Source organism: Pseudomonas sp. MDT1-16 (assembly GCF_054898115.1).
This window is the reverse complement of sequence record NZ_CM142717.1, coordinates 425,410-449,517: the sequence shown is the minus strand read 5'-3', so window position 1 is coordinate 449,517 and position 24,108 is coordinate 425,410. Positions and strand designations below refer to the sequence as shown.

The window sequence follows — 24,108 nt, the reverse complement described above, 5'->3', positions numbered from 1 at the left end:
ATTTGATTGCCACAATTTCGATAACTGAAAAGACTCACGCTTAGTACCAACGGGCTCGCTTAGTGCAATCCGTGTTATGACACTTGCAACCCGAAGGGCGGAATCCGAAGCGGGACAATCATGTCGTATGGCCAGTATTTTAGCCCTGGTGCCCACTCCCCGGCCAAACCCTCACAAGGAAGAGAAAATGGCTGACGTAAAAGTGCCACAGCGGTTGGATCCGCAGGACATCGTGAAGTTGTTGGTCGCGTTGCGCAGGGCGTTGAACCTCTCTCCTCTGGGGCGGGGGCGAGGGGTGGCTCTAAAGCCGAACTCACATTCCAATTAATTACCAACACCCAATAAGAAAAACGCCGACGCTCTACAAGCCGTCGGCGTTTGCAACCTTGGAGGGGTTTACCTCGCGAATCAGAACGCCGGCAATACCGCGCCGCTGTACTTCTTCTCTATGAATGCTTTCACTTCAGGACTGGTCAACGCCTTGGCCAGTTTCTGGATGGCAACGCTGTCCTTGTTGTCCGGACGAGCCACCAGGAAGTTCACGTAAGGCGAATCTGCACCTTCGATCACCAGCGCGTCTTTAGCCGGGTTCAGACCTGCTTCCAGTGCGTAGTTAGTGTTGATCATGTCCAGGTCAACCTGGTCCAGAACACGCGGCAGCATGGCCGATTCCAGTTCCTTGAACTTGAAGTTGTGCGGGTTCTTGGCGATGTCTTTCGGGGTGGCCAGAGCGTTTTTCGGGTCTTTCAACTCGATCAGGCCAGCCTTCTGCAGCAGGATCAGGGCACGGCCGCTGTTGCTGCCTTCGTTAGGGATCGCGATGGTTGCGCCGTCTTTCAGCTCAGCCAGGGTTTTGACTTTTTTCGAGTAGCCGCCGAACGGTTCGACGTGCACGCCGATCACGGTCACCAAGTGAGTGCCTTTGCCTTCGTTGAAGCTTTTCAGGTACGGCAGGGTCTGGAAGTAGTTGGCGTCCAGACGCTTCTGGTCGACCTGTACGTTCGGCTGAACGTAGTCGGTGAAGACTTTGATTTCCAGGTCCACGCCTTCTTTGGCGAGGGTTGGCTTGATCAATTCAAGAATCTCGGCGTGTGGAACCGGGGTCGCCGCAACCACCAGTTTCTCGCCAGCCTGGGCCAGGCCCGCGGTCAGGGCAGCCGCCAATGCGGTGAACAACAGAACCTTTTTCATGCAGTGTCCTTATCGAAAATCACGGTCGTCATCGACGACGGCTTATTGAGTACGAGTGCCAGTGAAGTGCTACCGCTGGCGTGAGGCGGACAATACCGGGATTTTTTATTCCCGAACAATATCTTTTATTCACGTTCATATTCCATTTTGTTCATACAGATCGCTATAGCGTCTGTGTCAGGCTTTCGAGCAAATGCTTGAGTGCAGATCGCTCTGCAGCGCTGCCGTTTTTGATCGTTTGAGCCACTTGCCGCTCGATCTGCGCCAGCGAGGTGGGCGCTTCAGGCAGATTCAAATGCTCCGGCAAAATCTCATCGCCGGTACTGACCAACAACGCAAAGTGAATGACGTTCTCCAGCTCCCGGGTGTTGCCCGGCCAACTGTGTTGCTCTAACAAATGCTGCGCGGCTTCGCTGATCAGCGGCACCGGCAGGTCCAGGCGCTGGCTATAGATGCCGAGGAAATATTCGGACAGCGACAAAATATCGCCCACCCGTTCACGCAAGGCCGGCAGTTCGAGCTGGCCTTCGCTGAGGTAGTGGTAGAGACGCTCATGGAATTTTCCGGCGGCCACCGCTTGGGCCAGGTCGATGCTGGTAGCCGCCACCAGGCGCACATCCACCGGGCTGGGTTGATGAGCGCCTACACGAGTGACTTCGTGGTTTTCCAGCGCCGCGAGCAATTTGATCTGGATCGGCAGCGGCAGGTCGCCGATTTCATCCAGATAAAGCGTCCCGCCGTTGGCAGAACCGAACCAGCCAGCGCGACTGCTGGCCGATCCGCTATAACTGCCAGCGGCATAACCGAACAATTCCGCATCGGCGTAAGTCGGACTAATCGCGCCACAGTTGACCGACACGAACAACCCGCCGCGATCACTCGCACGATGGATGTGCCGCGCGAGCAACTCCTTGCCGCTGCCGGTTTCGCCACGGATCAACACCGAGATCGAGCGCGGCGCCAATAGCTCCAGCGCCTGGCGCAACTGACGCGAACGCGGATCGACAAACACCAGCGCCTTGGCGCGAATGCTCAGAGGACTTTTTTCTGCGTCGGGGAACGTCAGCAGCGGCTGACCGAAGGCTTCAAAACTCATGGCAGACTCCCGCCCAAAACCGCTGGGAGACGGGGGCGATTTTAAAAAGAAAGAAAAGGTTTAAGCACGTCGCAGGGCGTGGTGCTCCATTCGGTTTTGCAGGCGATAGAGATAAGCAAAACCCTGCTCCCAGCGTTGGTGACCGGACTTCACATTGATGTGCCCGGCACCCGACAAAATCCCCGCCTCGGCGCCCCAGTTACGTGCCAGTTCCAACGCCCGCGGTGTGCTCACGGCGCTGTCGTTGTCGGAGCTGACAACCTGACTCGGGAACGGCAGCAGGTGGGTCGGAATCGGTGCGAAGTTGCGCAGAGCCGGTGCGCAGGCCGCACGCTCGACGTCCGCAGGGGCGACCAGCAAGGCGCCGCGGACCTGACGCAAAAACTGCACGGGCGCACTGGCAGCCCAATGCGCGACCGTAATGCAACCCAGGCTATGGGCGATCAGGATCACCGGCGTGCTGTCGGCGGCAATCGCCTCGGCCAGCGCCGCCACCCAGTCTTCACGGCGCGGCGTCAGCCAGTCGGCCTGCTCCACCCGCGCGCTGTTCGGCAGGCTGTCCTGCCAATGGCTTTGCCAATGATCTTCTGGCGACCCTTGCCAGCCCGGCACAATCAGGTAGCGAATTGATTCGTTGCGCATGGGGAAACTCTCCTGCTGCGTGTCTGTTCCTGAGCCAGTATAGGGAGGAGAGTTATATTCGTTAAGGAATAAGAAGGTATTTATTAAGATCTATAAAGAATATGCAGCAGTTTGGTACAGGCAAAAAAAGGGACCGCACCCTGCCAAGGAGACGGCCCCGGAAACTCAAAATCTGCTAGCGCTGATCAACATCACTGGGTGCGATGATTGGTTGAAACGGTTATCTAATAAAGGAATATTTAATTACTTTATTAGGCCAAAATCGCATATATCAATCACTCCTTGCGTCATAACGTAGCGTCCCTTTGGGTCAAATTGATGACCAGCGTTTGAGTTTCCGGGTACATCCACTAAACCTGGGCGGCACGCACCTCCTGCGGTGCTGTCGCTTCCTTGCGCACAAATCGGTTCGCCCGCCCAAACGTCCCGAAATCATTGAACCGCACACCCATCTCGCGCATGACCTTATGCGCCACCGGCACGGTCATCTGACGGATGTAAAACGGTTCCTTCACCACAAAATGATGGATGCCGTGGCTGCTGCCGAAGTTGAAGCAGAACGCCTGCAACGGCCACATCCACCACGGGTTCAGCACTTGGGTCTGCTGGATCACGTTGCCCGGTTCCACATCACCGTAGTAGTGCATGTTCGAGCTGACGAAATGCAGGCAAAAGGTACGCAACACATTCGGCCCGATGATCACGACCGCCGCGATATCGATGACGTGCATCACCGACAACGTGGTCGCCGACCATTCGATGGGCGTGCCCAGCAGATGAGCGATGCCGTTAGCCGCGTGAAAGCCGAGAAACAGGTACCACGCCCCCCAATGCACCAGCGCCAGTGGCGCGTAGACCTTCAGGGCGCGCTTGATGATGCTGATCTTGTGAGCCCAGGTCTTGGCCCGTAGCATACGAATGAACGCCGACATCACGTTGTCGCCGACCATCAACAGCCGCGCGAAACCCCACGGCTCGCCGTTGGTGATGGCGCGCTCTTCCATGTCGGACTCGGTGCCGGAGACTTTGTGGTGATTGAGGTGCAGATGCCGGCGAATCCATGGATTGATCGTGCTCGGCCGCGCCAGCCACACCAAGCCCATCATCAGGTTGTGCGGCACGCGCTGTTTGCGAAAGTACATGCTATGAATCAGGTCGTGTTCCAGCTCGTGAGTCAACGAGGCGAAAAACGCATTGAGCAACAGACATGCCCACCACGCCATGTGCCCAGTCATGTAGAGCGTCGCCGAGCCAATCATGCCGACCAGAGCGAAGGCCAGAATGCCCGCGCCCATAACGTCCTGATGGTTGAGAGTCGGGTAGCGCTGACGCAGTTCAACGCCCTTGGCCAGCACCACTTCACGAATATGCGCTGATCGTTGTGCTGCATTCAGTCGCTGGGGACTTGCAGAAGTACCGTGCATGCTTCCATCCTCTGGTTATTGATGTTCGCATCCTGCCTTGTGAACCCTCGCAAAGCGGTAGCCGTGAACGCCAATCTGTTGACCGGAAGCGCCAATCAGCATGACTGAACCGACCTCCCTCGCCAGCTGGACCCGCGCCCTGCGCAAGCAACTCGATGCGTTGGGCCTCGACAGCACCGCCCTGTGCCAACAGGCGGGGCTCGATCCGCAACTGATGGATGACCCGAACGCCCGTTACCCGTTGTCGGGCACCACGCGTTTGTGGGAAATCGCGGTGCACGTCAGCGGCGACCCGGCGATTGGTTTGCGGGTATCGCGCTTCGTCAGCCCCACCACGTTTCACGCGCTGGGTTATGCGTTGGTGGCCAGCGGCAGTCTGCGAGAAGTGTTCGAGCGCATCGTGCGTTATCACCAAGTGGTCAGCGACGCCCTGGAACTGGAACTGACCCGCGCCGAGGACCGCTACCACTTCCGCCTGAAAATCCCGCCAGGCAATCCGCCCCCCGCCTTCGAAGCCATCGATGCCTTCACGGCGATTTACGTACGCACTTGCCGCAATCGCCTGGGCCGAGATTACGCCCCGCTGGCGGTGTACCTGCGCCGCCCGGAACCGGCGGATCCGCATCAATGGCACAAAGTCTTCCGCTCACCGGTGTACTTCGCCGCCGATGAAGACCGACTGGAATTCGCCGTCGTGGACTTCGACAGCCACCTGGACGACGCCAACCCGGAACTGGCCGAGCACAACGAAGCCGTGCTCAAACGCACCCTTGCCCAACTCAAACCGCTGACCTGGGAGCGTAAGGTTCGCGACGCCATTGAGGAACAATTGCCGGAAGGCGAGCCCAGCGCCGAACACATCGCCCAGGCCCTGCACCTGAGTTTGCGCAGCCTGCAACGGCATCTGGCAGACGAGGGTTGCCGATTCGATACATTGCTCAATGAAAGCCGCGAGAATCTGGCGCTGCTGCATTTACGCGATCCGCAATGCTCGTTGAGCGAGATCAGCTACCTGCTGGGATTTGCGGATACGAGCAGCTTCAGCCGCGCGTTCAAGCGCTGGACGGGGATGACACCCGGGCAGTTTCGGGATGGGTTGCGGTGACAGATCCGGAAGCTGTGTTGCCTCGTCCGGCCTCATCGCGAGCAAGCTCGCTCCCACATTATTTGTTCTCCAACGGATACGAAAATCGGTGAACACCACAGAACCCATGTCGGAGCGAGCTTGCTCGCGATGAGGCCAGACTAGGCACTCCAGAAACGCCTCAGCGCCCCCGATCCCGCCGCAACAACTTGCGCACCCGCTTCACCAGTTCACTCACAGCAAACGGCTTGAGCAGGTAATCCTCCTCATGCAACTCCAGATCACGCAGGCGATCCTCGATGCCGTCCTTGGTGGTCAGGAACAGCACCGGCGTGTCACCGAGCTTGCGGATCTGTTGCTGCAACTGCCAGCCGTTGAGCCCTGGCAGCATGACGTCGAGGATGATCAGCTCATATTCGCCGGACTCAATAAAGCGCCGGCCGTCCATACCATTGAGCGCCACATCCACCGAATAACTTGCCTCGCTCAGGCCCTTGGCCAGAAGTTTGGCGATCTCGGGTTCGTCTTCCACTAACAGCACACGCATGGCACACCTCAATTGTCGTCATCACAGGCTAGGCGCCTTCGCGTCCAAAGCCCACCACTAACGCCGGGTTTTAAATAATTGCCAGCATCCGCAACCGCTCCGCATCCAGAATCTCGATCTCGCCGTACTTAAGATTCACAACCCCCTGCCCCTGCAAGTCCTTGAGAATTTGATTGGTGGTCTGGCGCGACAGAGACAACATCGACGCCAATTGCTCCTGAGGCAGTTGCAGCACCCGTCGTGGCGGATCGATCTCGCCATAACCTTCGGCGATCATCAGCAGGCGATGAGCCAGTCGAGCGGCGGCTGGCATGAGGCTCAGCTGTTCAAGATTGATGAAAGTCAGGCGCAGTTTCTGGCTCATCAGCAATGCCAGTTGCCGCCAGTACACCGGCTGTTCATCAAGCAACGCCAGCAGTGCGGTTTGCGGGATGTGCAACAGGGTGCAATGGCCCAGACCGAATGCATCATGAGTACGCGGCTGACCATCGAACAGGCAGATTTCGCCGAACCAGTGGGGCGACTCTACCAGGCTCAGCAACGCCTCCTTGCCCTGTTCGCTCACCGCGCCGATGCGCACCGAACCTTCGAGCACCGCGTACAGGCCGCACGCAGGATCGCCGCGCTTGAACAGCCGCTGGCCCGGCGACAACCGCCGCACCCTGGCGGCGGCCAGCAAACTATCCTGCAAGGGAGCAGGTAAATGGCTGAACCACTGGCCGCTCATCAGGCGTGGACGCCAGACCTGCTTATCCATGAAAACTCCTAGAGATTGTCGCCTGGCTGACAGAGCGAGATGTGGGCCCGGGGCATGATCCATCACCCAACAGGAGGAACAACAATGAAAAGCCTCGTCGACCATCTCAGTCAATACGCCGCCTACCACCGTGACCCGCGCAATATTGCCACCCACTTTATCGGTATTCCGCTGATCGTCGTCGCGGTTGCGGTGCTGCTGTCACGGCCCGAATGGCCGCTGGCCGGGGTTTGGGTGTCACCGGCGGTGCTTTTGGCGCTGGCTTCGGCGTGGTTTTATCTGCGATTGGAGCGACGGTTGGGCGTGCTGATGACGGTGTTGCTGGGCCTTTGCGTTTGGCTGGGTCATGTGCTCGCGCAGCAAAGCACGCTGGTCTGGCTTGCCAGTGGCATCGGGATGTTTGTGGTGGGTTGGGCGATTCAGTTTGTCGGTCATCACTACGAAGGCCGCAAGCCGGCGTTTGTCGATGACGTGACGGGGTTGATTGTCGGGCCGTTATTTGTGGTGGTTGAGTTGGCATTTTTGCTGGGGTTGCGGCATGACTTGAAAGAGCAGATCGAGACGCGGGTGGGGGTGGTGCGTCTGCGTCAGAAAAACGCAGCGGCGTAGATCGCTTTCGCGAGCAGGCTCGCTCCCACAGGGTTTCCGGTTAGCCACATATTTTGTGTTCAACACCGGTCCACTGTGGGAGCGAGCCTGCTCGCGAAGCTTTTGCTTTAGATGTTGGCGACTTTCTGCCAGACCTTCGGTTTGAAGAACAGCGTCTCGCCCTTCGCCAGCCCGATCAGGCTGTCGTGATCCTTCACCACTTCAGCTTCGATCAATTCGCTCTGGCCTTCGACCTTCAACGTCACTCGCGTCGTCGCGCCCAATGGACGAATATCCCGCACCTCGGCCGCGTGGTGATCCTCCAGCTCATGACGTGACAGCGACACTTCGTGCGGACGGAACAGCACGTGATTGTCTTCGCCCAGATGCAGCCGGTTCGAATCGCCCAGGAAGTGATAAACAAAATCGCTGGCCGGGTTTTCGTAGACGTCGCCCGGTGAGCCAATCTGCTCGATCACACCCTTGTTCATCACCACAATGCGGTCGGCGACTTCCATCGCTTCTTCCTGGTCGTGGGTCACAAACACCGAGGTCAGGTTGATGTCTTCGTGCAGGCGCGCGAGCCAGCGACGCAGTTCTTTACGGACCTTGGCGTCGAGGGCACCGAAGGGTTCATCGAGCAGCAGGACTTTCGGTTCCACCGCCAGCGCGCGGGCCAACGCGATACGTTGACGCTGACCGCCGGAGAGTTGTTCCGGGTAGCGATCCGACAGCCAATCGAGTTGCACCATGTTCAGCAGTTCGTGGACCTTCACCGCGATCTGGCTTTCGCTCGGGCGCTGGTTTTTCGGCTTCATGCGCAGGCCGAACGCGACGTTGTCGAACACCGTCATGTGGCGGAACAGCGCGTAGTGCTGGAACACGAAACCGACGTTGCGATCACGCACGTCGTGGCCGGAGACGTCTTCACCGTGGAACACGATGCTGCCCTGATCCGGCGTTTCGAGACCGGCGATAATTCGCAACAGCGTGGTCTTGCCGCAACCGGACGGGCCAAGCAGCGCCACGAGTTCGCCGCTTTGAATGTCCAGGCTGATGTTGTCCAGCGCCTTGAACGCGTGAAAATTCTTGCTGACGTTACGCACTTCGATCGACATGACTTATTCCTCCGCGGCGCTGGCGCGCAGGCGGTTAATTCGAGATTCGCTCCACTGCTTGAGCAGCAGGATGAAGAGCGCCAGGATCAGCAACAGGCTCGCCACGGCGAACGCGGCCACGTGGTTGTATTCGTTGTAGAGGATCTCGACGTGCAGCGGCAGGGTGTTGGTCACCCCGCGAATATGCCCGGAAACCACCGACACCGCACCGAATTCACCCATCGCCCGCGCAGTACACAGCACCACGCCGTAGATCAGGCCCCATTTGATATTGGGAACGGTGACGTGCCAGAACATCTGCCAGCCATTGGCCCCAAGCAGACGCGCGGCCTCTTCTTCCTGGGTGCCTTGTTCCTGCATCAGCGGAATCAGCTCGCGCGCCACGAACGGCACCGTGACGAAAATCGTCGCCAGCACGATGCCCGGCAAGGCGAAGACGATCTGGATGTCGTGGTCCTGCAGCCACGGGCCAAACAGACCCTGGGCGCCGAACATCAGCACGTAGACCAGACCGGCGATCACCGGCGACACCGAAAACGGCAGGTCGATCAGCGTCACCAGCATGCTCTTGCCGCGGAACGAGTACTTGCTCACGCACCACGCGGCGCTGACACCGAACACCAGGTTCAGCGGCACTGAAATCAGCACGGCGATCACCGTGAGTTTCAGGGCCGACAACGCGTCGGGTTCGAAGATCGCGGTGAAGAACGCACCGAGGCCAAGCTTCAGGCCCTGGGACACCACGATAAACAGTGGAAGCAACAGAAACAGCGCAAAAATCAGCCAGCCAAGGCTGATCAGGATTCGCCGCGAAGTGGCACTGCCACGGCGGGCAGCGTTGGCCGAGGAAGCGGCGCTAATAGACGATTGGGACATTTTCGCGCCTCCTTATGGGGTTTCGATGCGTCGCTGCAGCAAGTTGATCAGCAGCAACAGGACGAAAGAAACCACCAGCATCAGTACACCAATGGACGTTGCGCCGGTGTAATCGTACTGGTCGAGTTTGACCATGATCAGCAGCGGCAGAATCTCGGTTTTCATCGGCATGTTGCCGGCGATAAAAATCACCGAACCGTACTCGCCGACCCCGCGGGCAAAGGCCAACGCGAAACCGGTCAACCAGGCCGGCAGCAGCGCTGGCACCAGAATATGGCGGAAAACCTGCAACGGTTTTGCACCGAGGCACGCCGCCGCTTCTTCCACCTCACGAGGGATATCGGCCAATACTGGCTGTACGGTACGTACCACGAATGGAAGTGTAACGAACGTCAGTGCGAGCGTGATGCCGAGGGGGGTATACGCAATCTTGAAACCCAGGTCCGCCGCGAACTGACCGACCAAACCGTTAGGGGCGTACAGCGCGGTGAGTGCGATACCGGCCACGGCAGTGGGCAGCGCGAACGGCAGATCGATCATTGCATCGATGATCTTGCGCCCCGGGAAGGTGTAGCGCACCAGCACCCAGGCCAGCAGCGTGCCGATGATGCCGTTGATGATCGCGGCGCACAGCGCGGTGCCGAAGCTCAGCTTCAATGCCGCCAGCACGCGAGGCGCCGAAATGATCGCCCAGAACTGATCCCAGGTGAGTTGGGCGGCATGGACGAACATCGCCGCCAGTGGAATGAGCACAATCAGGCTGAGGTACACCAAGGTGTAGCCCAGCGTCAGCCCGAAGCCGGGTATGACGGGGGAGATACGACGCGACATAAAAGTCCTTGGTTGAGAACGCGCAAAGCCTCGAATGGCAATTCGAGGCTCGTTTTATGGCTTATTTCAGGTTATTGCGCCTGATAAATCTGGTCGAACACGCCACCGTCGTTGAAGAATTTCGGTTGAGCCGTTTTCCAGCCGCCAAAGTCCTTGTCGATGGTCACCAGGTCCAGGGTCGGGAACTGCTTGGCGTACTTGGCGGCCACGTCCTTGTCACGAGGACGATAGAAGTTTTTCGCCGCGATGTCCTGACCGGCCGGGCTGTACAGGTGTTTCAGGTACGCTTCGGCGATTTCGGTGTTGCCCTTTTTCTCGGCGTTCTTGTCCACCACGGCTACCGGAGGTTCGGCGAGGATCGACAGCGAAGGCACCACAATTTCGAACTTGTCAGCGCCGCCGTCTTCTTTCAGGGCCAGGAACGCTTCGTTTTCCCAAGCCAGCAACACATCGCCCTGACCGTTGTTGACGAAGGTGATGGTCGAACCGCGAGCGCCGGTGTCCAGCACAGGAACGTGCTTGAACAGGGTTTGCACGTATTCCTTGGCCTTGGCTTCGTTACCGCCGTTGGCTTTCAGACCATAGGCCCAGGCCGCGAGGAAGTTCCAGCGCGCACCGCCAGAGGTTTTCGGATTCGGCGTGATCACCGACACATCGTTTTTGACCAGGTCACCCCAATCCTTGATGCCTTTAGGGTTGCCCTTGCGCACCAGGAATACGATGGTCGAGGTGTAAGGCGTGCTCGCTTCCGGTAGACGCTTCTGCCAGTCAGCCGGCAGGGTCTTGCCGAGTTTGGCGATTTCATCGATGTCACCGGCCAGGGCCAGGGTCACCACATCGGCGCGCAGGCCGTCGATTACTGCACGGCCCTGCTTGCCCGATCCACCATGGGACTGCTGGATTTTCACGCTGTCGCCCGCATGATCCTTCTGCCAGAACTTGACGAATTCGGCGTTGTAGTCCTGATACAACTCGCGAGTCGGGTCGTACGACACGTTGAGCAGTTCGTAATCCTTGGCAACCGCGGAACCCGCAAAAAGGGCACTGGCCAGGGCGGCCAAAGCCAAATGACGAATCGACGACATGGTGAAAGCTCCTGAAATTCTGATTTTCTTATGGTGTTCTGGAATCGGGTTGCCGGTTTTTTAGCTCGGTTTGTTGCTCGGGCTCTGCAGACGGAATTTCTCTTTGCGCTCGATCTGGACCACCTGGGCGTTATGCACGGTGATTTCCACCGCACCAAAACGCAGGTCGCGCAAGGCGCTCTGGATCTCACGCAAAATGGTTGATTCGTCCTGGCCGTCAACGCTACATAGGGATGCGCTCATGGTGCTGCTCCTTCGACTAGAGATTGCCTGGCAGTGGCGGGACTGCTTACGGCGTGAGAGCAATAGTAGATAAGCGCGGATATTCTTAAAAAGACTATTTAAGAATGTTTATATAACCAGAATACTGAACATTTCCACCGTGGGAACGATCAGTGCTGGAGAATCTGTGGAACACGATCCCACTCCAGCTGCCCGGCCGGCACTGGCCGTCCAAACCAGTACCCCTGCCCCAGATTGCAGGTGTGTTCGAGCAGGAAACTCGCCTGCTCGACCTGCTCGATCCCCTCGGCATGAACCTGCATCCCCATGCTCTGGGCCAGCGCAATGATCACCCGCACAATCGCCGCGTCATCCTCATCCCACGGCAACCCGGCAACGAAACCCTGATCGATCTTGAGTTTCTGTACCGGCAATCGCTTGAGGCGCAGCAGCGACGAATACCCCGTGCCGAAGTCATCGATGGCCAGCCGTACACCTAATTCACGCAACCTGTGCATTTGCTCCAGCGCGATTTCCGGGTCATCCATCACAGCGCTCTCGGTGACTTCCAGCTCCAGACAGGCAGGATCCAGCCCGGTTTCGTGCAGCACCTTCGCCACCTGCTGAAACAGCTCACGGCGGGCAAACAATCGAGAAGAAACATTCACCGCGACAAACGACAACACCTCCCCGGCCTGCTGCCACTGGCACATCTGCTCACAAGCCTGGCGCATAACCCAGGCATCAATTTCGGCGATCAGACCAGTGCGCTCGGCAATGGGAATGAATTCTGCCGGCGACACCAACCCTCGCTGTGGATGCTCCCAGCGCACCAATGCCTCGACGCCGATCAGGCGACTGGTCTTGAGGTCGTGAACTGGCTGGTAGTAAACCCGCAACTCCTGCTGCTCCAGCGCACGGCGCAATTCGAATGCAGTCTCGACCCGCTGCTGGGCATGGGCGGTCAATTCTTCGGTATAGAGGGCGTAGCCGTTACGGCCAGCACTCTTGGCCTTGAACAGCGCCGAGTCGGAATTGCGCAACAGCTGCTCGGAGCTCAAGGCGTCGTCGGGGAATAGGCTGATGCCGACGCTGATATTGACGAACAACTGATGCCCGTCGATCTGGAACGGCTCTTTGAGGCCATCGATGATCCGCTGAGCCAGCGCCGCAGCGTGCACCATTTGCAGACAGTTTTCAGCGAGCACGGCGAACTCGTCACCGCCAAGGCGCGCCAGCGTGATTCCCGGAACGACCATCGCTTTTAAACGCTCGGCCACGCCCTTGAGCAACTGGTCCCCAATGCTATGCCCGAGACTGTCGTTGATCATTTTAAAGTGATCCAGATCGATCAACAGTAACGCGCAGCCGCGCTTGTGAATCTGCGCTGCAGCCAGTGCCTGCTCGGCGCGATCGGTAAACAACAGGCGGTTAGGCAGATCGGTCAGCGGATCGTAATGAGCCAAATGCGTCAGTTCATGCTCGGAATTCTTGATCGCGCTGATGTCGGAAAACACCGCGACGTAATGGCTAACCCGCTGCCGGTCGTCGTGAATGATGCGGATAGTTTGCCACTGCGGGTAAATCTCGCCGCTTTTGCGGCGGTTCCAGATTTCCCCACTCCACTCGCCCATGCTGTTGAGTGTCGCGAACATCGCTTGGTAGAAAGCCGGCGGGTGATGACCGGACTTGAACAAACTGGGCCGCTGACCCAGCACTTCCTCACGCTGATAGCCGGTGATTTCCATGAAGGCCCGGTTCACATGAACGATCAAGCCTTTGCAATCAGTGACCAGCACCCCTTCACGGGTGCAATCGAACACCGCGGCCGCCTGACGCAAACGCTCGCGGTCTTCGGCGCGTTCACGCAACTTGGCGCCGATCCCCAGGCAACGGAACAATCGCGCCCGAGCTAGGAAAATCAACCCGGCGCTGAACACCACCCAGGCATAACCGTTGATCAGTTGCCAGCGCATTAGCGCTGCAGAGCTATCGAAGAAACTGTTCAATAAATGGCCACTGAACTGCAGCCAAGCTACGGAAACCAGAAGGTAAAGCAGTGCTGCGCGCAAAGCATCGCGATAGGTAGCAGACATTCGGCTGTCCATGTCCCTTCAAAAAGGATGGAATTATAGTTTAAAGAAACATCCAGCCACTCTTATCTGAAAGGGCGACTGGTTTTATCTGTGAGCTTAGTGATAATGCAACGGCTGTTTTTTTCTTTATCGAGGGCCCAATAGCCTATGTGGTACGAAGGTTTTCTCGGCTTGTCGCCCTGGTCACTGGTGGCAGTCACCCTGCTGATGACCCACGTGACGATTATTGGCGTCACGGTCTATCTGCATCGTTATTCAGCCCATCGCTCCCTGGAGCTCAATGCTGGCCTGAAACATTTCTTCCGCTTCTGGCTGTGGCTGACCACGGCGCAGAACACCCGTGAGTGGACCGCTATCCACCGCAAGCACCACGCCAAATGCGAAACCGTCGATGACCCGCACAGCCCGGTCATCAAGGGTCTCTCCACCGTTCTGCGCAAAGGCGCCGAGCTGTACCGTGCCGAAGCGGAAAACCCCGAGACCCTGCGCATCTACGGCAAGAACTGCCCCGACGACTGGATCGAACGTAACCTGTACAGCCGCTTTCCGCTGCTGGGCGTGGCGATCATGGGCGTCATCGACCTGCTGCTGTTCGGCACCATTGGCATCACCATCTGGGCCATCCAGATGATGTGGATCCCGGTGTGGGCCGCCGGCGTGGTCAATGGGCTTGGCCATGCTATCGGCTACCGCAACTTCGAATGCCGCGATGCGGCGACCAATCTGGTGCCCTGGGGCATCCTGATCGGCGGCGAAGAACTGCATAACAACCATCACACCTACCCTAATTCGGCAAAACTGTCGGTGAAGAAGTGGGAATTCGATCTCGGCTGGGCCTGGATCCAGGTCTTCAGCTTCCTGCATCTGGCCAAGGTTCAGCGGGTTGCGCCAATCGCTCACCGGGTCGAAGGCAAAGGCAACCTGGACATGGACACCGCCATGGCGATCCTCAACAACCGCTTCCAGATCATGGCCCAGTACCGCAAATTGGTGATCGCACCGCTGGTCAAACAAGAGCTGGACAAGGTCGATCACTCGGTCCGTCACCAGTTCCACCGTGCCAAGCGCCTGCTCTCGCGAGAAACCAGCCTGCTGGATGACAAACACCACCTTCGCATCCAGACCATGCTCGAGCACAGTCAGGCGCTGAAGGTAATTTACGAGAAACGCCTGGCCTTGCAGCAGATCTGGGTCAAGACCAGCTCAAATGGTCACGATATGCTGGCCGCCATCAAGGATTGGGTACACGAAGCCGAAGCCAGCGGGATTCAATCCCTGCGCGACTTCGCCGATCAGCTGAAAACCTACTCCCTGCGCCCCGCCGCTGTCTGACGCCGTTGATCGGTGCGCCCCGTTCGTGGGCGCACCCTTCGGAACTTAGCTCCAAATCCCCTATCTCAAAGACACTTCGCCATCCAGGCGGGCCGCTTTCGAACCTCGAACGGCACACGCCCTTTGAGACTTTGTGTCGATGGTCAATAAAAACCTACAGGACTCATCCCTACCGCAGTGGCCCGAGGCCGCGCAAACCTTGCTGGCGCTGATGCATGCACAGGGCGAAGTGGCGCGCCTGAGCGAACGCGAGCAGCTGTTCAGCGCTCTGCTGGTGAGCGTCAACGCGGTGCTTTGGGCCTTCGACTGGGAATCCCGTCAGGTGCTCTATGTCAGCCCCGCGTATGAACGGATTTTCGGCCGCTCCGCAGGCCTGTTGCTGTCCGACTACAACCAATGGCGCGACAGCATTTACCCCGACGACCTGGACTATGCCGAACGCAGCCTGGCCGAAGTGCTGGTCCAAGGCGCCGTTGAAGACCGCGAGTACCGAATCATTGCCGCCGACGGCCAGGTCCGCTGGCTCAGTGACAAGTGCTTCATCAACCGCCAGGCCGAGCCGGGGCAACCCGTGATCATCGTCGGCATTGCCGAAGACATTACGGACAAGAAGCAGATGGAAACCGAGCTACAACGCTTGGCCACCACCGACGTGCTGACCCAGAGCAGCAACCGCCGACACTTCTTCGAATGTGCCCACCGTGAATTCGAACAGGCACGGCTCCAAGGCACGCCGCTGGCGTTCCTGCTGCTGGACATCGATGATTTCAAAGTGATCAATGATACCTACGGCCACCTGGAGGGCGACAACGTGCTGCAGCGGATCGCCGAGAGCGGTCGCGCGGCGTTGCGTCGCGGTGATGTGTTCGGGCGAATTGGCGGTGAGGAATTCGCAGCGGTGTTTCCCGGCTGCGCGCCGAACATGGCCTTGCAGGTGGCCGAGCGCCTGCAACGGGAGATTCAGCGATTAAGCTTCACCCATGACGAACAGACGTTCGGCATCACCGTCAGCCAGGGCCTGACCAGCCTCACCATTGCGGACGAAAGCGTCGACAGCCTGTTTGCCCGCGCGGATGCGGCGATGTACGAAGCCAAACGCCAGGGCAAGAACCGCATCATCTCCGGTTGAGTTATTTGGATCGTTCCCACTCTGCATGGGAACAATCTATTCACTTTTTGCGCAAACGCATCAATTCCGGCAATCCGATCTTGAGCAACCGCGCCGTCCGGCTCTTCGCCAGCTCCTCAATGCCTTCATGCTCGGTCAGACGCGCCAATTGGGCGGCCATGTTCATCACCAGCGCCTCGCGGGAGTAAACCCCACCACCGAACTGGTAGACCGCCGCAATCAGCTCTCGCAGCTCCAGCGGCAGGCGCCAGCGGGCACGCAGCGCCGAACCATAGGCCGCACCGAATTCGGCCAGCGCTTCGCCGACCTCCTCCCATTCATCCAGCTCACCACCGGCCTGCTTCCATTCCTGCAAACACCGCAACAGCGCAAGGTCGCCGAGGCGATGCAGCATACCGGCGCAATAACAGCGCTCCTGATCCAGATCGAGCAAGCGCGCCAAGGTCCGGCCATATTCGGCGGTGCGCAGCGATAACTCCCAATAGCGCTCGGCATAGTCGGCCAGAAACGGATCGCTGAGGCGGGCACTGCGCTTGAGGGCCAGTCCCAGAATCAGGTTCATGCTTTGCCCGGTGCCGAGGCGGTGCAATGCCTGGGACAGGGTTTGTACGGCGGTGCCATGGTGCTGGGCCGCGCTGTTGGCGGCGGCGATCAGCACGGCGGTGATCTGCGGATCAGTACGAATCTCGTCATGCAGCAATGTCAGATCGAGGCCGTTGGGATTGAGACTGCGTTTGACCGCCAACTGTACGTCGGTCATCAGTGGCGCACCGTCGGCCAGCTCACGTCGACGTTCCAGGTAAACCGACAAGGTCATGCCTGGCGCCAGCGAAGGCGCTTCGCAAGACACCTCTTCACCGGCGTTCAGCAGCAAATCCTGCAGACGGTGAGTCAGATTTTCCATGTTCAGGGGTTTGGTCAGATACGCCGCAGGCGTAAGGGGCAAGACTTCCCGCACGCTGGCGCTGTCGTTGCGACTGCTCATCAAAATGAACGGCAGCGGTGGGTTGCGTTTACGCTGACGGATACTGCGCAAGACATTCAAACCATCGACGCCGGGCAACTCCCAGTCGACGATCACCAGGTCGTAAGGGTTCTCCGCCAACAGGTGCAGCGCTTCCTGACCATCAGCACACAGATCCAGCCGTGCGTCGCAGCGCACATTCAACAAAACCTGCTTGAGCAGGTCGCGGGACCAAGGGTCGGCCTCGGCAATCAGCACACGCGGGGCAGCGGGTAACACCACAGCAATCATTTACACACTCCAAAGGTAGTGCTTGCACCTTAGTCAATGCCGGCCATTCGATACAGCGCATTTGCCATCGATGTATTCCGGGGACACAAAAAAACCCGCCGAAGCGGGTTTTTTTGTCGATCAGTTCACACATCGATCAGTGCAACTTAAATCAAAGCTCCGAGAAGCACTCTTCGATGATCGCCAAGCCCTTGTCCAGCTGCTCGTCCGGCGAAGTCAGCGGCACCAGGACACGCAGAACGTTGCCGTAAGTGCCACAGGACAGCAGGATCAGACCCTTGTCGCGAGCCTTGGCCACCACCGCGGCCACAGCAGGAGCATTCGGCTTGTGGCTGTCGCCGTCGACGAACAGCTCGACCGCGATCATCGCGCCCAGGGCACGGACTTCGCCGATGACCGGGTATTTGGCCTGGATGGCTTTCAGGCCAGTGACCAGACGCTCGCCAACAGCCTTGCAGCGGTCCAACAGGCGCTCTTCTTCGAACACTTCCATCACGGCCAGCGCCGCGGCGCAAGCGATCGGGCTACCGGCGTAGGTGCCGCCCAGGCCGCCTGGAGCAATGGCGTCCATGTATTCGGCCTTGCCGCACACACCGGCCAACGGGAAGCCGCCAGCGATGGATTTGGCGAAGGTGGTCAGGTCGGCAGCAACGCCCATCTGTTCCATGGCGAAGAAGGTGCCGGTACGGCCAGCGCCAGTCTGCACTTCGTCAGCGATCAACAGGATGCCGTGCTGGTCGCACAGAGCGCGCAGACGCTTCATGAACTCTTTCGGCGCGACGTAGAAACCGCCTTCGCCCTGAACCGGTTCGATGATGATTGCAGCGATGTCACGCGGCTCGGCGTCGTTCTTGAAGATGCGTTCGATGCTGGCGATCGAATCGTCGATGCTCACACCGTGCAGTTCGTTCGGGTACAGCGCACGGAAGATGCCGCCTGGCATCAGGCCCATGCCGGCCGAGTAAGGCACGACTTTACCGGTCAGACCCAGGGTCATCATGGTGCGACCATGGTAAGCGCCGGTGAAGGCGATCACGCCAGCACGGCCAGTGGCGGCACGGGCGATTTTCACGGCGTTTTCGACGGCTTCGGAACCGGTGGTCACCAGCAGGGTTTTCTTGGCGAAATCACCTGGCACCTTGGCGTTGATTTTTTCGCACAGCTCTACATACGGCTCGTAAGCCAGCACCTGGAAGCAGGTGTGAGTCAGCTTGTTCAGCTGCGCAGTCACGGCGGCGATAATTTTCGGGTGCAGGTGACCGGTGTTCAGCACGGCGATACCGCCGGCGAAGTCGATGAACTCGCGACCTTCAACATCGGTCACGGTGGCGTTCTTCGCGGACTCGGCGAAGATCGGGTGAATCTGGCCAACACCGCGTGGTACAGCGGCTTCGCGGCGTTTCATCAGGGATGCGTTAGTCTTGCTCATAAAGTCCTCATTCACCGCTCATCGGGCGGCGTGGTTCAAGGAAAATGCGGCGGGGAGACAACTACGGCAGCATGCGATGATCGACTGCCACAGCGTTCCCGGCCACAGAGAAAATTCCGTTTGAAGCGCAGAAAGGGTCAGCGCTCTCGTGCCCTTTCCGCTTGAAGCAATGCCTTGCCGGACTTAGATGCCCAGGCAGAGGTATTTGATTTCCAGGTAATCTTCGATGCCGTACTTGGAGCCTTCACGGCCCAGGCCCGACGCCTTGATGCCGCCGAACGGCGCGACTTCGTTGGAGATCAACCCGGTGTTGACGCCGACCATGCCGTATTCCAGGGCTTCAGCCACACGGAACACACGACCCAGGTCGCGAGCATAGAAGTACGAAGCCAGACCGAACTCGGTGTCGTTGGACATCGCGATCACTTCGGCTTCGTCTTTGAAGCGGAACAGCGGAGCCAATGGACCGAAGGTTTCTTCTTTGGCCACGGCAGCGTTCTTCGGCACGTTGGTCAGAATGGTCGGTTCGAAGAAGTTGCCTTCCATGACCTTGCCACCCGCCAGAACGGTTGCGCCTTTGCTGATCGCATCAGCAATGTGCTCTTGAACCTTGGCCACGGCTTTTTCGTCGATCAGCGGGCCAGTGGTGGTGCCTTCTTCCAGACCGTTGCCGATCTTGAGTTTGGCCACAGCCACTTTCAGCTTCTCGGCGAACGCGTCGTAGACCGAATCCTGAATGTACAGACGGTTGGCGCAAACGCAGGTCTGGCCGTTGTTACGGTACTTGGAAATGATCGCGCCTTCGACGGCCTTATCCAGGTCCGCGTCGTCGAACACAATGAACGGCGCGTTGCCGCCCAGTTCCAAGGAGACTTTCTTGATGTCCTTGGCGCATTCGGCCATCAGCTGACGACCGATCTCGGTCGAGCCAGTGAAGGACAGCTTGCGCACGATTGGGTTGCTGGTCAGCTCGCTGCCAATGTCGCCGGCGCTGCCGGACACAACACTGAACACGCCGTTCGGAATGCCGGCACGCTGGGCCAGTTCAGCCAACGCGAATGCGGAAAACGGGGTTTGCGAAGCAGGCTTGAGCACCATGGTGCAACCGGCGGCCAGAGCCGGGCCGGCTTTACGGGTGATCATCGCGGCCGGGAAGTTCCACGGGGTGATTGCAGCGGTCACGCCGATTGGCTGCTTGATCACGATCAGACGCTTGTCTGGCTGGTGGCCCGGAATCACATCACCGTAGACGCGTTTGGCTTCTTCGGCGAACCACTCGATAAAGGAAGCGGCGTAAACGATTTCGCCCTTGGCTTCGGCCAACGGCTTTCCCTGTTCCAGGGTCATCAGGCGAGCAAGGTCATCCTGGTTCTCGATGATCAGTTCGAACCAGCGACGCAGCTTGTTCGCACGGTCCTTGGCGGTCAGTGCACGCCAGGCCGGCAGCGCTTTGTCAGCGGCTTCAATCGCACGGCGGGTTTCGGCAGCGCCCATTTTCGGCACGGTGCCGAGAATTTCGCCCGTTGCCGGGTTGTTGACCTTGATCGTCTGACCATTGTCCGCATCAACCCAAGCGCCATCGATAAAGGCTTGCTGGCGGAACAACTGGGGGTCTTTAAGCTGCATGTCGGCTTTCCTTAACAGCACCGCGCACGCGCGGAGCGAATTATGATTGTTGAAAGGCGCCTTATAGGCTGCCGTCAGGGAAATCATTCACCGGGCTGAAGCACATAAATAGCGCACTGATTGAAACTCGTGCGGTTCAGCACCCAGACAAGAGCGTTTGAAATCTCAAACGAATCCTAGGATCAAAGGGGGTAAAGGACAATAGCCTGTTCGAAAAAAAGAACGAAAACGCCGCATTAGCTTAATTTTTCTGATCAACGTAGCAAACACAGGGTACGCTTCGGAAAACCGCAGGCGATTCAGCAGCATGGACGCCCGCAGTGCATATGAGTATCATGGCGCCCGCATTGCACCAGTAGCTCAGCTGGATAGAGTACTGCCCTCCGAAGGCAGTGGTCGTGGGTTCGAATCCCGCCTGGTGCACCATACGTAGAAACGAGAAAGCCTCAGACCGCAGGGTCTGGGGCTTTTTTGTGGGTGACGTTAAAGCCTCAGGACGGGCGCTGGGTGCAGTTGTTCGGTTTAACCGAACAACTGAGCCTGAAAAAAACCGCCGATGCGGTTGTTTATTCAGTCGTCCAATCAAACTCGTCGTATTCATCATCCTCTTCGTCCTCAACCTCTTCATCAAGAACGTCTTCCTCAAGCGCTTCTGCCTGCTTCGCCAGCAGAAACTCCTTACGACTCTCAGTAACAGCCCGTCGTAATTCCTGACCCTTCACCGGGCAGTTGAGCATTTGGGCGATGCGGTCGATTTTTTTCGCCATGGCTTCCTCCAACGCATCGGCTATGGGCCGATAGTGCGCGCTTTCAGGCGTCGATGCCAAATTGGCGACCGCTGTGTCCTTCATTTTTTCTGCAACGCCTTGAGTCGGGCCGTGAGGTTTTCGTCAGGGAAACGCTTGTGCAATGTCTTCAACAGCGCATCGGCGGCTTGCGTCTGACCGGCCTTTTGCAGGCGCATCACTTCACGCAATTGCTCATCCAGGGTTTTCGCTGGAGCTGCTGCACGCTTGCTGACCTTGGCTTCATCGGCCATTTCGGCATTGATCGATTCGCTCTGCGCGGGGGCGGACATCGCGCCGGAAGGCGCAGCCAGCGAGCGAGCAACCGAAGGGGGTGCTTCTGCAGCTTCTTTTTTGGCGACCGGTGCGGACGCTTTGGGTGCAGGAGCGAAGTCATAACTCGGCACTTGGTCCGGTGTGCGTTGCACCAGTGCAAGCATCAGGGCCACGCCGACGAGGCTGGCAAATGCGACCTGCCAACGGGGTTTCTGACAAGCCTGAACCCAGCGTCTCCACAGACCTGGTTTCTGTGCCGGAATTTCGCGTTGCGCTGTGGCCAGGATGAAAGCGTCGAGATGGGACGGTGGTTCGCCACTCGCATGCTCGCGAAAATGCTGCAACACGTGGTCTTCTGGTGTAGGACGGGCGTCAGTCATGTCAGTACCTCCTCGGCCAGCAGCCGACGCAGTTTTTGCTGGGCGTAGCGCAAGCGGCTTTTGACGGTTTCCAGCGGTGTTTCGGTGAGGGTGGCGATCTGCGGCAGGTCGAGATCACCATGGGCGCGCAGCAGGAACACTTCGCGCTGGTCAGCGGGCAGGTTTTGCAGGGCCGCTTCGAGGCGTTGGCTGTCGCGGCTCAGGCTCAGCAGTTGTTCGGGATCAGCAGCGTCATCGCTCAGCGCGTGGATCTGTTCGTCATAGCTGTCGTGCAAGGGGTTGTGGATGCCGTGTTTGCGCCAGTGATCGATCAGTCGATTGCGGGCAATCTGGTAAAGCCAGGTACGAAAATTCGCCCGACCTTGTGGCTGACTGGTACTGCGGATCAGGCTCAACCAGGTTTCCTGGTAAACCTCTTCGGCCAGTTCGGACTTGCCGCTCAGGCCGAGCAGGAATCGGTAGAGCCCTTGGCGGTGACGGGCGTACAAAATCTCGAACGCCGGCCCGTCGCCTGCGCGATAACGGGCCAGCAGCGATTCGTCGCTCGATTCAGGAGCAGACATTTCAGTTGTAGCCTCCTTTAAGCAGCTCACTGTTCGATGCGGTCGTGGTTCGCAGACTTTGCGCCAACTCCACCAATTGCACGAACTCGGCGCGCAGACCAAATCGATCCTCGCCCCGCGCACCACGCGCCAAAGCCTCGGTGTCCTTCAGGCTGAAATCGCCGGTATAACGTCCGTCCTTGAGCTGCTGGGAAAAGGCTGCCACGGCCGCTGCAAATCGCAGGTCTTCACTGGCTGGCGCAGCACTGTCAGTGATCGGCCGCTCGATCAAGCGACTGTTCCCACCTTCGGGCAACTGATATCGCACGCGCAGTATGGCCATTTCCCCAGATTTCCCGGAAACAACTGCCCCGGGGTTGCCATAGCGCAAGGGCTCCAACCAGCCCTTCTCACCCTTCGGCACAATTTCGTACAACGCAGTCACCGTATGCCCTGCGCCGATTTCACCGGCATCGATTTTGTCGTTACTGAAATCCTCACGCTTCAACGCACGATTTTCATACCCCAACAGCCGATATTCACTGACCTGTGCCGGGTTGAACTCCACTTGCAGCTTCACGTTTTTCGCCACGACAGCGAGGGTCGAACCGAGCTGATCCACCAGCACCTTGCGCGCCTCACGCAGGTTGTCGATGTAGGCATAGTTGCCGTCGCCGGCGTCGGCCAACTGTTCCATCAGGTGTTCATTGTAGTTATCCACACCAAAACCCAATGTGGTCAGGGAAACTCCGGTCTTGCGCTTATCCACAGCCATTTGCTTGAGGCTGTCGAAGTCGCTGATGCCGACGTTGAAGTCACCGTCGGTGGCCAGGAGGATGCGGTTGATGCCCTTGGGGATAAACGCCTGCTGCGCCATCTGATAGGCCAGTTCGATGCCTGACGCCCCAGCGGTGGAGCCGCCGGCGGCCAATTGATCGATGGCTGTACGAATCTTCGCTTTGTCGCGTCCGGAGGTTGGCTCCAGCACTACACGCGATTCGCCGGCATAGACGACCAACGAAACCCTGTCCTGCTGGCGCAATTGATCAACCAGCAATTTGAGGGTGCTTTTGACCAGCGGCAAACCCTCGCTTCGGTCCATCGAGCCGGAGACGTCCACCAGAAACACCAGGTTCGCCGGGGCCAACTCCGCTACCGCGCGGTCCGAGGCCTTGATGCCGATGCGCAGCAATCGGGTATGCGGGTTCCACGGCGACGGCGCCAGCTCTGTGGTCACGCCGAACGGCGAGCCATCGGTGGGCAATGCGTAATCGTAGGGGAAGTAATTGACCATCTCCTCCAGGCGGACCGCACCTTCCGGTGGCAGGCGTCCCTGATTGAGCAAGCGGCGGACGTTGGCGTAGGCGCCGGTATCGACGTCGGCGCTGAAGGTTGAGACCGGTGCTTGGGCCACGCGGTGGATCGGATTATCCGCCAGCGCCTGATACTGCTCCCGCTGCTCATCCCGATAGCCCTGCGCAGATGCCTCGCCCGCGGGCATCGGCGCATGACTCGCCGTCGGCGCCGGACGCACGCTGCGCTTGGCCATCGAGGTGTCCGCCATGACGGCCTCGCTGCGCACCAACGCCTCGGTATTCAGCACAGTTTGAGCCGGTGGCGACACAGAAGCGGAATCAGGCTTGGATGAAACGCCGCAACCGGCAATGGCCAGCAGCAACCCGGCAGCGAAACCCTGGGCGGCCGGGCGGAGGAAATGCAGAGGGAGGGACATGGGGGCTGACCTCAGGAGGAAATTGATCCATTCATCCTCTGAGACGGACAGCCCGGTAAATTCGG

23 protein-coding genes and 1 tRNA gene are annotated in these 24,108 nt (G+C 58.7%); 5 read left to right on the top strand and 19 right to left on the bottom strand.

Annotated elements, in window-relative coordinates:
- Nucleotides 1-408: 408 nt before the first annotated feature.
- From ACYZT3_RS02010 to ACYZT3_RS01995, 4 genes are all read right to left on the bottom strand, one after another.
- Nucleotides 409-1,191, bottom strand: a complete 783-nt coding sequence (locus ACYZT3_RS02010; protein WP_033058537.1) for a MetQ/NlpA family ABC transporter substrate-binding protein — start codon at nt 1,189-1,191, stop codon at nt 409-411.
- Nucleotides 1,192-1,354: 163 nt separating this feature from the next.
- A complete protein-coding gene (locus ACYZT3_RS02005) occupies nt 1,355-2,287 on the bottom strand; it encodes a sigma 54-interacting transcriptional regulator (RefSeq protein ID WP_282377429.1) in 933 nt (310 codons plus the stop codon).
- Between the two features lie 60 nt (nt 2,288-2,347).
- Nucleotides 2,348-2,929 carry an alpha/beta hydrolase gene (locus ACYZT3_RS02000; RefSeq protein WP_282377430.1) on the bottom strand — a complete coding sequence of 194 codons (582 nt, stop codon included), beginning with the start codon at nt 2,927-2,929 and terminating at the stop codon, nt 2,348-2,350.
- Nucleotides 2,930-3,279: 350 nt separating this feature from the next.
- Nucleotides 3,280-4,353: a fatty acid desaturase gene (locus ACYZT3_RS01995; protein ID WP_462031394.1), complete on the bottom strand. Its 1,074-nt coding sequence runs from the start codon at nt 4,351-4,353 to the stop codon at nt 3,280-3,282.
- 100 nt (nt 4,354-4,453) lie between these two features.
- On the opposite strand from ACYZT3_RS01995, the gene ACYZT3_RS01990 reads away from it, so the two are divergent.
- Nucleotides 4,454-5,458, top strand: a complete 1,005-nt coding sequence (locus tag ACYZT3_RS01990) for an AraC family transcriptional regulator (RefSeq protein WP_462031393.1) — start codon at nt 4,454-4,456, stop codon at nt 5,456-5,458.
- A 160-nt stretch (nt 5,459-5,618) separates the two neighbouring features.
- Here ACYZT3_RS01990 and ACYZT3_RS01985 read toward each other — a convergent pair whose 3' ends face one another.
- Together ACYZT3_RS01985 and ACYZT3_RS01980 are read right to left on the bottom strand one after the other, a co-directional pair.
- Nucleotides 5,619-5,984 (bottom strand): response regulator, encoded by a 366-nt coding sequence (locus ACYZT3_RS01985; RefSeq protein WP_282377433.1) that lies wholly within the window; start codon nt 5,982-5,984, stop codon nt 5,619-5,621.
- Nucleotides 5,985-6,054: 70 nt separating this feature from the next.
- Nucleotides 6,055-6,741, bottom strand: coding sequence for a Crp/Fnr family transcriptional regulator (locus ACYZT3_RS01980; RefSeq protein ID WP_282377434.1), 687 nt, complete (start codon nt 6,739-6,741; stop codon nt 6,055-6,057).
- Between the two features lie 84 nt (nt 6,742-6,825).
- On the opposite strand from ACYZT3_RS01980, the gene ACYZT3_RS01975 reads away from it, so the two are divergent.
- On the top strand, nt 6,826-7,350 hold the full coding sequence (locus ACYZT3_RS01975) for an Mpo1 family 2-hydroxy fatty acid dioxygenase (RefSeq protein ID WP_282377435.1): 525 nt from the start codon (nt 6,826-6,828) through the stop codon (nt 7,348-7,350).
- Between the two features lie 107 nt (nt 7,351-7,457).
- Here the strand turns inward: ACYZT3_RS01975 and ACYZT3_RS01970 are convergent, their stop codons facing one another.
- The 6 genes from ACYZT3_RS01970 to dibA form a co-directional block, all read right to left on the bottom strand.
- Nucleotides 7,458-8,447 carry a sulfate/molybdate ABC transporter ATP-binding protein gene (locus ACYZT3_RS01970; RefSeq protein ID WP_033058553.1) on the bottom strand — a complete coding sequence of 330 codons (990 nt, stop codon included), beginning with the start codon at nt 8,445-8,447 and terminating at the stop codon, nt 7,458-7,460.
- Between the two features lie 3 nt (nt 8,448-8,450).
- Nucleotides 8,451-9,323: a sulfate ABC transporter permease subunit CysW gene (cysW, locus tag ACYZT3_RS01965; protein WP_282377436.1), complete on the bottom strand. Its 873-nt coding sequence runs from the start codon at nt 9,321-9,323 to the stop codon at nt 8,451-8,453.
- A 12-nt stretch (nt 9,324-9,335) separates the two neighbouring features.
- Complete coding sequence (gene cysT, locus ACYZT3_RS01960) at nt 9,336-10,154, bottom strand: sulfate ABC transporter permease subunit CysT (RefSeq protein ID WP_282377437.1); 819 nt, start codon at nt 10,152-10,154, stop codon at nt 9,336-9,338.
- Nucleotides 10,155-10,225: 71 nt separating this feature from the next.
- On the bottom strand, nt 10,226-11,239 hold the full coding sequence (locus ACYZT3_RS01955; protein WP_282377438.1) for a sulfate ABC transporter substrate-binding protein: 1,014 nt from the start codon (nt 11,237-11,239) through the stop codon (nt 10,226-10,228).
- A 60-nt stretch (nt 11,240-11,299) separates the two neighbouring features.
- Complete coding sequence (gene oscA, locus ACYZT3_RS01950; protein ID WP_282377439.1) at nt 11,300-11,482, bottom strand: sulfur starvation response protein OscA; 183 nt, start codon at nt 11,480-11,482, stop codon at nt 11,300-11,302.
- 149 nt (nt 11,483-11,631) lie between these two features.
- Complete coding sequence (gene dibA, locus ACYZT3_RS01945) at nt 11,632-13,557, bottom strand: phosphodiesterase DibA (protein WP_462031392.1); 1,926 nt, start codon at nt 13,555-13,557, stop codon at nt 11,632-11,634.
- Between the two features lie 147 nt (nt 13,558-13,704).
- Between dibA and desA the strand changes: the two genes are divergently transcribed.
- Nucleotides 13,705-14,889, top strand: a complete 1,185-nt coding sequence (gene desA, locus ACYZT3_RS01940) for a delta-9 fatty acid desaturase DesA (protein WP_282377441.1) — start codon at nt 13,705-13,707, stop codon at nt 14,887-14,889.
- Between the two features lie 139 nt (nt 14,890-15,028).
- Complete coding sequence (locus ACYZT3_RS01935; protein ID WP_462031391.1) at nt 15,029-16,018, top strand: GGDEF domain-containing protein; 990 nt, start codon at nt 15,029-15,031, stop codon at nt 16,016-16,018.
- A 40-nt stretch (nt 16,019-16,058) separates the two neighbouring features.
- On the opposite strand, the gene ACYZT3_RS01930 is transcribed toward ACYZT3_RS01935, so the two are convergent.
- The 3 genes from ACYZT3_RS01930 to gabD form a co-directional block, all read right to left on the bottom strand.
- On the bottom strand, nt 16,059-17,273 hold the full coding sequence (locus ACYZT3_RS01930) for an HDOD domain-containing protein (protein ID WP_462031390.1): 1,215 nt from the start codon (nt 17,271-17,273) through the stop codon (nt 16,059-16,061).
- Nucleotides 17,274-17,424: 151 nt separating this feature from the next.
- The gene (gabT, locus tag ACYZT3_RS01925) at nt 17,425-18,702 is read right to left on the bottom strand and encodes a 4-aminobutyrate--2-oxoglutarate transaminase (protein ID WP_462031389.1); all 1,278 of its coding nucleotides are present in this window, start codon (nt 18,700-18,702) and stop codon (nt 17,425-17,427) included.
- A gap of 183 nt (nt 18,703-18,885) precedes the next feature.
- The gene (gene gabD, locus ACYZT3_RS01920; RefSeq protein WP_282377445.1) at nt 18,886-20,328 is read right to left on the bottom strand and encodes an NADP-dependent succinate-semialdehyde dehydrogenase; all 1,443 of its coding nucleotides are present in this window, start codon (nt 20,326-20,328) and stop codon (nt 18,886-18,888) included.
- A gap of 349 nt (nt 20,329-20,677) precedes the next feature.
- On the opposite strand from gabD, the gene ACYZT3_RS01915 reads away from it, so the two are divergent.
- A tRNA-Arg gene (locus tag ACYZT3_RS01915) sits at nt 20,678-20,754 on the top strand.
- Between the two features lie 140 nt (nt 20,755-20,894).
- On the opposite strand, the gene ACYZT3_RS01910 is transcribed toward ACYZT3_RS01915, so the two are convergent.
- Genes ACYZT3_RS01910 through ACYZT3_RS01895 form a run of 4 tightly spaced genes read right to left on the bottom strand, consistent with a single transcriptional unit; the run spans nt 20,895 to nt 24,043 of the window.
- Nucleotides 20,895-21,155, bottom strand: coding sequence for a hypothetical protein (locus ACYZT3_RS01910; protein WP_282377455.1), 261 nt, complete (start codon nt 21,153-21,155; stop codon nt 20,895-20,897).
- Nucleotides 21,156-21,175: 20 nt separating this feature from the next.
- Entirely contained in the window at nt 21,176-21,769 is a 594-nt protein-coding gene (locus ACYZT3_RS01905; protein ID WP_462031388.1) for a hypothetical protein, read from the bottom strand.
- The gene (locus tag ACYZT3_RS01900; protein ID WP_462031387.1) at nt 21,766-22,332 is read right to left on the bottom strand and encodes an RNA polymerase sigma factor; all 567 of its coding nucleotides are present in this window, start codon (nt 22,330-22,332) and stop codon (nt 21,766-21,768) included. The genes ACYZT3_RS01905 and ACYZT3_RS01900 overlap by 4 nt, the downstream gene beginning before the upstream one ends.
- 1 nt (nt 22,333) lies before the next feature.
- The gene (locus ACYZT3_RS01895; RefSeq protein ID WP_462031386.1) at nt 22,334-24,043 is read right to left on the bottom strand and encodes a vWA domain-containing protein; all 1,710 of its coding nucleotides are present in this window, start codon (nt 24,041-24,043) and stop codon (nt 22,334-22,336) included.
- Nucleotides 24,044-24,108: the final 65 nt, after the last annotated feature.